This is a genomic window from Kineococcus deserti, from assembly GCF_050871945.1.
Lineage (GTDB): Bacteria > Actinomycetota > Actinomycetes > Actinomycetales > Kineococcaceae > Kineococcus.
This window is the reverse complement of sequence record NZ_JBJLSI010000060.1, coordinates 1-10,948: the sequence shown is the minus strand read 5'-3', so window position 1 is coordinate 10,948 and position 10,948 is coordinate 1. Positions and strand designations below refer to the sequence as shown.

The 10,948-nt window shown below is 67.8% G+C and carries 10 protein-coding genes and 1 pseudogene; 1 reads left to right on the top strand and 10 read right to left on the bottom strand.

The window, feature by feature from the left end:
* Both ACRYR2_RS24570 and ACRYR2_RS24565 read right to left on the bottom strand, forming a co-directional pair.
* Positions 1 to 376, bottom strand: a 376-nt coding sequence (locus ACRYR2_RS24570; protein ID WP_432565626.1) for a glycerate kinase, incomplete at its 3' end; no start/stop codon positions are given.
* Positions 373 to 816 (bottom strand): hypothetical protein, encoded by a 444-nt coding sequence (locus ACRYR2_RS24565; RefSeq protein ID WP_432565625.1) that lies wholly within the window; start codon positions 814 to 816, stop codon positions 373 to 375. The genes ACRYR2_RS24570 and ACRYR2_RS24565, both read right to left, overlap by 4 nt.
* On the opposite strand from ACRYR2_RS24565, the pseudogene ACRYR2_RS24560 reads away from it, so the two are divergent.
* Positions 817 to 951 (top strand): annotated as a pseudogene (locus ACRYR2_RS24560) (IS110 family transposase); the annotation flags it as partial.
* Positions 952 to 1,085: 134 nt separating this feature from the next.
* Here the strand turns inward: ACRYR2_RS24560 and ACRYR2_RS24555 are convergent.
* The 8 genes from ACRYR2_RS24555 to ACRYR2_RS24520 form a co-directional block, all read right to left on the bottom strand.
* Positions 1,086 to 1,931 (bottom strand): carbohydrate ABC transporter permease, encoded by an 846-nt coding sequence (locus ACRYR2_RS24555; RefSeq protein ID WP_432565624.1) that lies wholly within the window; start codon positions 1,929 to 1,931, stop codon positions 1,086 to 1,088.
* Complete coding sequence (locus ACRYR2_RS24550) at positions 1,928 to 2,851, bottom strand: carbohydrate ABC transporter permease (protein ID WP_432565623.1); 924 nt, start codon at positions 2,849 to 2,851, stop codon at positions 1,928 to 1,930. Before ACRYR2_RS24550 ends, ACRYR2_RS24555 begins: the two co-directional genes overlap by 4 nt.
* 103 nt (positions 2,852 to 2,954) lie before the next feature.
* Positions 2,955 to 4,244, bottom strand: a complete 1,290-nt coding sequence (locus tag ACRYR2_RS24545; protein ID WP_432565622.1) for an ABC transporter substrate-binding protein — start codon at positions 4,242 to 4,244, stop codon at positions 2,955 to 2,957.
* A 51-nt stretch (positions 4,245 to 4,295) separates the two neighbouring features.
* Positions 4,296 to 6,194, bottom strand: a complete 1,899-nt coding sequence (locus ACRYR2_RS24540) for a glycoside hydrolase family 127 protein (protein ID WP_432565621.1) — start codon at positions 6,192 to 6,194, stop codon at positions 4,296 to 4,298.
* Positions 6,195 to 6,405: 211 nt separating this feature from the next.
* Positions 6,406 to 7,404 carry a LacI family DNA-binding transcriptional regulator gene (locus ACRYR2_RS24535; RefSeq protein ID WP_432565620.1) on the bottom strand — a complete coding sequence of 333 codons (999 nt, stop codon included), beginning with the start codon at positions 7,402 to 7,404 and terminating at the stop codon, positions 6,406 to 6,408.
* A 793-nt stretch (positions 7,405 to 8,197) separates the two neighbouring features.
* Positions 8,198 to 8,722, bottom strand: a complete 525-nt coding sequence (locus ACRYR2_RS24530; protein ID WP_432565618.1) for a VOC family protein — start codon at positions 8,720 to 8,722, stop codon at positions 8,198 to 8,200.
* A 419-nt stretch (positions 8,723 to 9,141) separates the two neighbouring features.
* Complete coding sequence (locus ACRYR2_RS24525) at positions 9,142 to 9,600, bottom strand: MarR family winged helix-turn-helix transcriptional regulator (protein WP_432565616.1); 459 nt, start codon at positions 9,598 to 9,600, stop codon at positions 9,142 to 9,144.
* Positions 9,601 to 9,642: 42 nt separating this feature from the next.
* A complete protein-coding gene (locus ACRYR2_RS24520; RefSeq protein WP_432565614.1) occupies positions 9,643 to 10,737 on the bottom strand; it encodes an alkene reductase in 1,095 nt (364 codons plus the stop codon).
* Positions 10,738 to 10,948: the final 211 nt, after the last annotated feature.

The window sequence follows — 10,948 nt, the reverse complement described above, 5'->3', positions numbered from 1 at the left end:
CCGTGCGGGCCCCGTGCCGCACCGCATCGAGGATCTGCTCCCCCACCCCGCGGGTCGTCGCGGCGACAGGGTCGTTCCCGGCCGCGCCTCCGGCGAGCAGCAGTCCGGCGGCCTGCGCCACCTCCACCACAGCTGTCCGCCCGTCCTGCAGCAGGCGCCACGACGCGTCGACGGGAGCTCCCAGCGGGCCGGTGACCCGACCGTGCACCGGCCGGCCCCCCATTGCCTCGAGAAAGCCCTCACCGCCGTCGCTGACCGGGAAGGTGCGCGACGTCCACCCGCACTCTGCGGCGACCCCAGCCACGGCCGCCCCGATCTGCGGGACGGTCGCGGTGCCGCGGAACTTGTCGCTGGCGCACAGCACGTGCGGGCTCACCAGAGTACGACCTCGAACAAGTCGAGGTCGACGGCCAGTTCCGCCGTACCACTCGCGTCCGCGGTGACTCCCGTTCCGGACACCAGGGCTTCGACGCGGGTTCCCGGTGCAAGGCCGGGCAGGCGCAGCGAACCCCGCACCGCCGAGGGCGGACCGAAGTTCCGCCGGCCCGCACCCGTGAGGTTCACCAGGTGCACGACGTGGCGGGATCCGTTGCGCCCGAGCGTGATCTCGACCCGGTCAGGTAGGTCGGCCAGCACCGTCACGTCGTCGCCCAGCAGGTGCTGGAGTCCGGTGGCGACGTGGTCGGCCAGCAGTGACAGTTCGACCTCGCGGTAAGCCCGGCCCACGGTCCAGGGGACCGTCGTAATGCGTGGCGCCCGAACGGTCGTCGCGTCGGCGGTCAGCTCCCCGCCGTAGCACTTCTCCGGCGCGCTCACGGGCGCCGCCGCAACGCCGCGCTGATCTGCCTGGCCCGCCGCCGCGCCGACGTCCTGTTCGCCATGCTCCGCGACAAGACCGGCTACCGGCCAGGCCCGGCCGCTATCGCGGCCGGACTGGCCATCGCCGCTTGACGAAGAGCATAGGACGCCCCCCGCTGCCGGCCGCAACGTCCAGTTCTCGTATAGCCGCTGAGTGCTCATCGCGCGGTCTGTCGCCTGATCCCTCGTCCTGTTCATCGCCGGCTGTCCGCAAGCGTGGACCGGGGTCACTTAAGCGCTCCCCCGAGCAGGCCGGCGACGTAATAGCGCTGCAGAACCAGGTAGATGATCACGCACGGGATGACGGTGACCAGCACGCCGGTCTGCTGGAGGCCGAAGTCGACGCCGAACTGGTTGTCGGTGGACAAGATGCCGATGCTGACGGGCAGGGTGTACTTGGTCTGGTCGGTGATGAGGATGAGGGCGGCGAAGAAGTCGTTCCACGCGGCGAAGAACGACAGCAAGGTGGTGGAGACCAGTCCGGGCACCGCGACCGGCAGCATGACTCGAAACATCGCGGTCAGTGGTCCGGCGCCGTCGATCTGCGCGGCTTCCTCCAGTGAGGAGGGGATCGCCGCGAAGGAGTTGCGCATGAGGAAGGTGCCCAGCGGCAGGTTGAAGGTGGCCAGCACGAGCGCGACGCCGAAGAGGTTGTTCTGCAGACCGATGTCACGTAGCACGATGTACAGCGGTGTGATGACTGCCTGGAACGGCACCATGAAGGTGACCAGGATGATGAAGAACGCGACCCGGCTGCCGGGGAACGGCAGCTTGGCGAAGGCGTAGCCGGCCAAAGTGGTGGCCACCAGGCCGATGAGGGTGGCCGCAATGGCGACGAAGGCGGAGTTACCCAGGCTTTGAGCCAGGCTCAGGCCGCGACTGGAGTCGGCCAGCCGCTGCACGTCGTCGAGGCTGACGTGCGAGACCATGACCCAGATCGGGTACAGGAACAGCACGGCCAGGCAGACCGAGACGATCCACCACGCAGCCCGCGGCAGCACCGGGGTCCGGGCCGGGCGGATGGCACCGCTCGTGGCGGCGTGCGCACCAGTGGGCGATGAGGTGAGTGTCATGCGTTGTCCGAGTTCCTCAGGAGAAGCATCTGCCCGGCCGAGACCAGGCCCAGGACGACGACCAGCAGCATCGACAGGGCCGAGGCGTATCCGACGTCGAACTTGACGAAACCGTTGCGGTAGATCTCGTAGACGGCGGTCAAGGTGGAACCGGCGGGCCCGCCGGTGGTCATGATGTAGAACTGGTCGAAGGCCAGCAGGGACCCGCCGACGGAGAAGACCATGACCAGCGCCAGCGTCGGGCGCAGCAGCGGGATGGTGATGTGCCAGAAGCTCTGCCAGCCGCTGGCGCCGTCGATGCGGGCGGCTTCGTTTACTTCCTCGGGGATGCCCTGGATGCCGGCCAGGACCAGCAGCATCTGTAGGCCGACGACCTTCCAGGTGACCATGCCCAGCACGATGGCGAAGGCGGAGGCGAAGTTGGCGAAATAGTTCGCCTGCGGGTCGACCAGTCCGATGGCGCCCAGCAGCTGGGTGGTGGGGCCGATGTCGGACTGCCACATGAACATCCAGATGTAGCTGCCCGAGGCGATGCCGATGACCACGGGCAGGAAGTAGATCGTCTGGAAGAACCGGTGCGCGCGTGTTCCCCGGCGCACCAGGAAGGCCAGCGCGAAGGCCAAGGCGAGCAGGATGGGTGTGATGATGACGGTGTAGAAGATGGTGAAACCCACCGCGTGCAGGAACTGGTCGTCCCCGAAGGCCTTGGCGTAGTTGTCCAGGCCGTTGAAGCGGGCCGTTCCCAGTAGCGGCCAGTCGTGCAGCGACATCCAGATGGTGCGCAGGAACGGCCAGACGAAGAACAGGCCGAGCAGCGCCAGGGCCGGCAGGCTGAGCACGAACCCGATGACGCCGCGCTGACGCGCCAGCCGGCTGCGGCCGGCGCGGACAGGCAGGGTCGTCGACTGCAGGGCAGTCATGAGGTCCTCCTCCAGGAGGGGGCGGGCCCAGGTGGGCCCACCCCTGGTCGGCGCGACCGACCGGCACCCAGGTGCTGGCCGGTCACGGAGGTGGGTTAGGTGGTCAGCTGTTGGATTCGTCCAGCAGCGCTTGCGCGTCCTCCTGCGCCTTGGTCTGGGCGTCGGCGACCGTCCCGGTGCCGAAGACCGCTTCCTGGATCATCGTCGACCAGATGCCGTTGGAGTCGTTGAAGATTTCGTTCTCCACGACGCTGTAGGGGACCTTGCCGACGGCCAAGGCGTCGGCGAAGACCTGGTAGCGGGGGTCCTTGGGGATGTACAGGCTGTCCAGCAGGTCCAGGCGGGTGGGGATGACACCGTTGTCGGCGATGATCTTCTGGCCCTCCTCGCCGGTCACGTATTCCAGGAACTCCCATGCGCCCTCGGGGTTCTTGGCGCCGGCGGTGATGGCGATGTCGTCGCCGCCGGAGAAGGAGGCGTTCTGCCCGGCCTGGGCGCCGGGGATGAGCGCGACACCCCAGTCGAACTTGGCGCCTTCGGTGGGCTCGGTCAGGGAGTCGATGTAGAAGTTGCCCCAGTTGAAGATGCCGACTTTGCCCTGTTTGAACGCATCGCCGGCGTTGGAGCCGCTGTCGGACTGCACCAGCTGGGGCATGGCCCCGCCCTGCCACAAGTTGCGGTACATGGTCATGGTGTCGGTCACTTCAGGGGTGTCCAGCTGGGCCTTCGTGCCGTCCTCGGACAGGACGTTGCCGCCGCTGGCCCACACGTAGGGGGCCATGGAGAAGACGTTGCAGCCGCCGCAGGCCCCGGAGAAGGCGAAACCGTAGGTGCCGTTGCCCAGTGCGGTGATCGCCTGCGCCGCGGACTCGACTTCAGCCATGGTGGTCGGAGGCTTGTCCGGGTCCAGCCCGGCGGCGCGGAACAGGTCCTTGTTGTAGTACATCACCGAGACGTCGCCGGTGAAGGGCAGGGCGTACGTCTTGTCCTCGTACTGCCCCTGGGCCAGGTGGCCAGGACTCATCTGGTCCTTGTACGGCAGGGCGTCGGCCTGGTCGCTGATGTCGGCCAGCGCCCCGACGGAGGCGAAGTACGGCGCGTAGACCAAATCCATGGAGGCGACGTCGGGAGCGTTGCCGCCGGCGGCGGCGGTGCCGAACTTCTGGACGAAGTCGGCGGCCGGGACGATGGTGAGCTTGACCTGCACGTCGTCGTGGCTGGCGTTGAAGTCGTCGGCCAGGGCGGTCATGAAGGTGGCCTGGGAGTCGCGGGTCCAGACGCTGATGGTGCCGCTCTCACTGCCAGGCCCCGAGTCCGAGCTGGAGCAGCCGGCCAGGGTGAGGCCGGCCACGACGGCGGTGGCGGCGATGAAGGAACTGAGTCGGCGCTTCATTGCGGTCCTTTCGAGGGCGGGCGCGGCCATGCTTGGCCGCAGGGAGGAGAGTCAGGTGGTGGGCATCCACACGCGCATGGCGCCGGGAGCGCGGTTGGCCCACCGGTAGTAGGGAATGGCTCGCACGGGCCCGAACTCGCTCGTCGTTGCCGGCTGGGTGCTGTACAGGGAGCTGCCCGGTCGCAGTCGAGCGTCGGGGATCTCCAGGACGGGAACGTCGAGGTCGGCACTGGCCGACCCGCGCACCGCGACAGGCTCGGGCGGCAGGACGACGTCTTCGAGGCGGACGCCGGCGGGCAGGTCGGCCTCCTCCAGGCAGTAGTAGATCGGCCCGCGGCGCAGGGCCAGTGTCCCGCGTGAGGCGTCCACCCAGGGGTGCGCCCGCTCGAAGACCGGCTCGACTGGAAGGTGCAGCTCGATGCTGCGGACTCCGGATGGCACCTCGGCCGTGCCCGGCGCGACCGCTGCCGCGGCGTCGTCATCGACGGTGAGGGTGGCGCCGGAGGCCCAGGCCGGAATGCGCAACTGCGTGCGACGGACGGTCGGTGCGTCGAAAGTAATCTGGACGCGGGGCGTCCAGGGGTAGTCCGTCGCCACCGTGGCGCTGATGCCATCGCCCAGGTCGTAGGAGCCGGCGGCGTACAGGTGGAACTGCACGGCCTGGTCGGACTCGGTGAGCAGGTAGCCGCCGATGGAGGACAGCAGGCGGGCCAGGTTGGGCGGGCAGCAGGCGCAGAAGTACCAGTCCAGCCGGCTGGAGGGTGCGTCTTCCTCGTGGTGATGCCCACTGCGCAGGTGCAGAGGGTTGGAGTAGAAGTAGGCCTTGCCGTCGGCGGCGGTGGACACCGCGATGGCGTTGTACAGCCCGCGCTCGATCTCATTGGCGTGACCGGCGTCTCCGGTCAGCAGTAGCATCCGCCAGTTCCAGTGCAGATTCGCGATGGCCGCGCAGGTCTCGGAGTAGGCCCGGTCATTCGGCAGCTCGTAAGGGTCGCCGAAGGACTCCCCACGATGCCGGGAACCCAGCCCGCCGGTGATGTACATCTTCTGTTCGTGCACGCTGGCCCACAGCGCGTCCAGGGCCTGCCGATAACCGGTGCCGGGCTCGTCCAGCTCGACATCGGTGGCGCCGGCCAGCAGGTACAGCTGGCGCACGGCGTGGCCGGTGGCTTCACGGACCTCGCGCAGTGGTTGGTGGTCGAGGTAGTACGACGGGTTTCCGAACTGCCCCGCGCCAATGGTGCGGTGCCCGCGCAGGTCGATCATGCGGCGCGCCAGCTGCCGGTGCCGGGGGTCGCCGGTCAGGCGGGACAACTCCACCAGGGCGGTCTCGATCTCGGGGTGGCCGTCCAGGTCGTCCCGTCCGCCCTCACCGAAGGTGTCGTGCACGAGCTCGACGTAGCGCAAGGTGAGGTCGAGCAGGTCGGTACGACCGGCGTGCGCCCAGGCGATGGCGGCCTGGATCAGGTGCCCGAGCTTGTACATCTCGTGGCTTTCGATCAGGTGGGTGAACCGCTCCCCGGCGTGCGGGCCCTGGTAGTAGCTGTCCAGGTAGCCGTCCTCGGCCTGCACCGCGGCCAGCAGCCGGATCGCATCCTCAACGAACGGCAGAAACGCCGTGGCGTCCCCGCGCACGGCCTCCCAGCCGATAGCCTCCAACGTCTTGTACAGGTCGGAATCGGCGAACAGCGGGCCGCGGAACGGAGCATCGCTCTCCCCCACCAGCCGGCGCAGATTGTCCAGCACCCCGCTGGTCTCCAGGCGTTCGATGCAGTGCGGGATGGTGGCCTCAGCGTTCAGGCGCTGCCAGTCGCCGAGGAAGCCGCCGGCCAGCTGGACCCGGTCCAGCGGGAGCGGGCGACGAACCGAGGAGCCAGCGGGAGCCGCGGGCGCGGCCAGTGTGGGCGCAGCGACAGGCTGCGTGCTGAGGGCATGAGTGGTCTGGGCCATGAGTCTCTCCATCGAGCGGGCACATCCGGTAGTACACCGGTGCACTACAACTAGGCGTCACAGTACACCGGTGCACTAGGGGGTCAAGGGGCATTTCGTAACCTGGTCCGACGAGGCGCGACCCACTGCGAGCTGCGGATTGGCGCCCTCGGTCACCACGCCTCGGTCACACGGAGCAGAGCCAGACGAAGCAGAGTCAGACGGAGCAGAGTCAGACGGAGCAGCGGTCAATCAGGTCATGCCGTGCAGTGAGCACTTGCGGGGGCAGCGAATCGTCGGCGAGGCGTTCAGCCAGCCGGCGCACCGCTGTGCGGGCGATCCAGTCGCGACCTGAGTTCACCGTGGTCAGCGGCGGATGGGCCAACGCCGCTTCCTGCACGTCGTCGAAGCCGGCGACAGCGACGTCGTCGGGCACCTGCACGCCGTGGCGCTGCAAGGCGCCCAGCGCCCCGAGGGCCAGCGCGTCGTTCAGCCCGAAGACCGCATCGAAGACCGCTCCCCGCTCCAGCAGTCTGTCGATGACCTGAGCACCCGAGACCCGGTTCCACGGTACGGGCCCGACGAGCAGGTCCTGGTCGACCGGGACGCCGACTTCCTCATGGGCCCGCAGGTACCCCTGATAGCGCAGCGCCGCCGCAGTGGGCACATCGGAGCGCTCCATGCCCAGCGCCACGATGCGCCGCCGGCCACGGGCCAGCAGCAGCCGGGTCATCTCGTACGCGCCCTCGGCGTTGGCCACGGTGACGAAGTCGAAGCGGCCGCCGGCGACGCGGTCGCCGATGAGCACGACCGGAACGTCCAGGGTCGCCGACTCCAGCTCGGTCGCCTCCAGGGACAGGACGTGGATCAGCAAGCCGTCGACGTAGCGGCCGGCGTCGCCGCGCAACAGCGCCAACTCCTGATCGCGGTCACCCCGTGTGACCTCCACGACGACGTTCAAGCCGTGCTCGCGAGCGGCGACGACGACCGCGTCGGCCAGCTCAGCAAAGTAGGGGTGGGCGATCTCCGGCACCGCCAAGGCGATCGTGCCGGTACGTCCGGAGCTGAGGTTGCGGGCGGAAATGTTGATCTTGTAGTTCAAGGAGGCAATGGCCGACTCGATCCGTTCTCGGGTCGCCGGCGTCATATAGGGGTAACCGTTGAAAAAGTTGGACACCGTCTTCTTCGACACTCCTGCCAGCCGGGCAACATCGGCCATGGTCGCCGCCATGCTCCTCCTCCCCCTTGGTGTCCTCCGGCACCTGCCGCAGGCAGCCCATTCACGGACACTTCCCTCGTAACCTGTCCAACCGGACGATAACGGACCCATCAGCCACCGGTGGCCTTGCGCGGCCCGAGGCTCGCCACCTCAACCAGCCGCGGCCCAGGCCCTGCGTAGCCAAGGCCGTGTTCAAGCATGTGAACGAACACGTGTCCTGCGCCCATGCGCTATCGGTTGGCGCGGACCGCGGCCTTGCAAGCTGCCACTGCACCCCGCCACTGCAGTGGCTTCTCCGTCCTCTCGACGGATCAAGACGCCGGTCTACAGCGCCGCTGACGCTTCGGCGCTCTACATCATCACTGGCCGCTGGGCCGAGGCCCCCCACTGGCCGCTGGGCCGAGTCCCACACCGCAGCGTCTGGCACCGCGCCTGCGCCCGCTTGCTCTACCCCAGCGCACCATCAAGCAGGTCCTACCGGACAACAGCACCAACGATCGGCCCTGCGAATGGCCGGCGCGTTACCCGCAGCCAACGTCAGCACAAGCGAACCAGCTCCTGCCGATCGCAGACGAACGCGAAGAAGAGCGCTTGCACTGAACACCGCTGAACCTGCTGAGGGCGGTGTCCTACCTCGATGAGGTGGGACACCGCCGTCAGCAGGCGGGGATCCAACGAGTCGTCGATGGACGCTCGGGTCGAGCGGTGCCTACCTTCGCTCGCCTGGTAGTCGTCTTGCCTGGCAGTCATCTCTGTGGCAGTTCACTCTGCGGCTCCACCTCAACGGGAGTCACCTGCCCGTCAGTCATGGGCGCCAACGGCGTAGCGGCGTGTTCTTTTCATAGGGCATGGGCGAGGGGTAGGTGAGAAGTTCGATGACCGAACCCCACGGGGTTTTTCCGTAGCAGAAGTCGTTCCCCGGCCCCGCTTCCGGATCGAACATGAGGGCCTGTGGGCGGGTGAACATGGTCCCGCCGGCGGCTTCGACTTGGGAGATGGCGGCCTCAAGGTCGTCGACATAGATCCCGAAGTGCTGCAGGCCGTAGTCGGAGGGCCGGGCAGGGGCCCCGTGCTCAGCTGCCTCCATCTGGAACAACTCAACGCCAGGGCCGTAGCGCAGCCGCATCATACGCACGGCTCTGATCTTGGTTCCGGGTAGAAGGTGCAGGGTTTGTTCGGTCTCTGCCCCCTCCTCTGGCTCCTCGGACAGTGCCTTGGACTCGTACAACAGTTCGGCGTCGAAGGCGCTCTGGAAGAAGCGGGTGGCCTCTTCGATGTCGGGAACCGTGATGCCGATGTGGTCGATGCCGTGGATGGGCGAGCCGCGCATGTGTGACTTCCTCATACGAATTGGATCCCCCGATCAGGACCGAGGGTTGGGCAGGGCAGTGCCGCAGCCTTTGAACATCACTTTTCTGACGCAGTGGAACGGGTCAGGCCCAGTGGGTCGGCGGCGGCGTTCAGTACCTGTCGCGGTGTGGTGTGGTGCACATTGAGCCTGGCGAGCGCATGCCTTCGGCGGCCAGTCCCTGACTTCCTGCCGGCCGCCGCAGCCGTCGGCTGGCTGGCGCCCACCAGTGATTCGGTTTGGCACGCTTACTGGTCGGGGCCAGGGAGATGAACAGACGCTGGCGCACTCGATGAATCCTGGCCGTCCCGGCTCTAATGACTCCTAGAGACGCTCGAGCAGCGCCGTTCGCCGCTTTCGTGTTCTTCTGTGGCCAGCAAGACGGCCCCAGTCAACGGTGATCACTCCCGCACTAGCTGATGACCTGCTTCGAAGCTTCGAACCAGAGGACCGAGCTCGGGAACCTTCTCGGCCTGCTGCAGGGCGCGCTCTAACGCCTCGTCATGACTGGGGCGCGCCTGCTCCAGCAGTGCGTGGCCTGCGGCAGTGAGCTCGGTGTAGATACCTCGCCGGTCATCGACACACAGGAAGCGGGCCAGCAATCCACGCTCCTCAAGGCGCGTGACTAGGCGGGTCGTCGCACTGCGCGACAAAGCGGTGGCACGGGCAACCTGCTGCATCCGCAGATGGTGCTCACCTACCTGCCGGCTCAGCACGTCCAGCAGCGTGTACTCCACCACCGACAACTCCGCTGACCTTTGCAGCGCCCCCTCGAGTTCGGCGGCGATCAGGTCGTGGAACAGCGCCAGTGTGCGCCATCCCTGCGCCCGCACCTCCTTGTCGTCATCGGAGAAGGCCATGGGAAGACGATACCGTCCGCCTCAGCACGCCCGAGCTCAGGATCACGTCGGGGACTGCGACGCAGCCGCCGCAGGATCCAGGAAGGGGTAGTCGACGTAGCCGACCGCCGGGTCAACGCCGTGCTGGGGGTAGAAGGTGCTCGGGTCCTGCACGTTCCAGGCCTGGCCGGCGGCGATGCGCTCAGCTAGGTCGGGGGTGGCGATGTAGTCGCGGCCAAAGGCCACCGCATCGGCCACCCCGGACTCGATCAACCGGGCACCGTCGGCGTGGTCCATCTCCTCATTCGCGATGACCGGACCGCCAAAGCACTCACGGATGCGCGCCAGCTGACTGTCCTTGCCCTCGATCTCCCGAACGAACACGAACGCTATCCCCCGGGCCCCCAGCTGCTGGGCCACGTAGCCGAACAGCTCGCGCGGGTTGCTGTCGCCCATGTCGTGCTCTTCTCCGCGCGGGCGCAGGTGCACCCCTACCCGGTCCGGGCCCCACACACCGGTGACCGCATCGGTGATCTCCAGCAGGAAGCGGGCCCGGTTCTCGATGCTGCCGCCGTAGCGGTCGGTGCGGTGGTTGGTGCTGTCCTGCAAGAACTGGTCGATCAGGTACCCGTTGGCCGCGTGAAGCTCCACTCCGTCGAAGCCGGCCACCTTCGCGTTGAGCGCGCCGCGCCGGAAGTCCTCCACGATGCCGGCGATCTCCGCGGTCTGCAGCGCCCGCGGCCGGGTGTAGGGACGCTTGGGTCGTAGCCCGCGCACCCGGCCGGCAGCCGTGACCGCGCTGGGCGCCACCGGCAGCTCACCGCCCAGCAGCTCGGGGTCGGAGATGCGTCCCACGTGCCACAGCTGCAGGATCATGCGTCCGCCGCGCCGGTGGACGGCGTCGGTCACCTGCCTCCAGCCCTCGGTCTGCTCGGCCGACCAGATTCCCGGAGTGCCCAGGTAGCCGACGCCCTGGGGGCTGACCGACGTCGCCTCGCTGATGATCAAGCCGGCGCCTGCACGTTGGGCGTAGTACCGCGCCATCAGCTCGGTCGGCACCCGTCCCTCGCCGGCCCGCCGACGGGTCAGCGGCGCCATGATGACGCGGTTGGGCAGCTCGAGCGCGCCCAGCGTCAGCGGCTTCATGAGAACGGTCACAGCGGAACTCCAGTCGATTGGTTGCAAGCGCTGCATATAATCGACCACAATTATGGCGCGTCGTCAACTGATCTCCCCGCTAGGTGTACCCAGCCAGGACGTTGGTGACAGCGCGTCGGCTTGAACACGGGAGGACCCCCAGGTGGGGTGTGACTTGTCGAAGGTCCACATCCACCCGGAGGTCCTCGTGGCCCACGCTAACGCCCGCACC

Coding starts and splice junctions, on each gene's coding strand:
- ACRYR2_RS24555 (WP_432565624.1), bottom strand. CDS start 1,931: ATGACACTCACCTCATCGCCCACTGGTGCGCACGCCGCCACGAGCGGT.
- ACRYR2_RS24550 (WP_432565623.1), bottom strand. CDS start 2,851: ATGACTGCCCTGCAGTCGACGACCCTGCCTGTCCGCGCCGGCCGCAGC.
- ACRYR2_RS24545 (WP_432565622.1), bottom strand. CDS start 4,244: ATGAAGCGCCGACTCAGTTCCTTCATCGCCGCCACCGCCGTCGTGGCC.
- ACRYR2_RS24540 (WP_432565621.1), bottom strand. CDS start 6,194: ATGGCCCAGACCACTCATGCCCTCAGCACGCAGCCTGTCGCTGCGCCC.
- ACRYR2_RS24535 (WP_432565620.1), bottom strand. CDS start 7,404: ATGGCGGCGACCATGGCCGATGTTGCCCGGCTGGCAGGAGTGTCGAAG.
- ACRYR2_RS24530 (WP_432565618.1), bottom strand. CDS start 8,722: ATGCGCGGCTCGCCCATCCACGGCATCGACCACATCGGCATCACGGTT.
- ACRYR2_RS24525 (WP_432565616.1), bottom strand. CDS start 9,600: ATGGCCTTCTCCGATGACGACAAGGAGGTGCGGGCGCAGGGATGGCGC.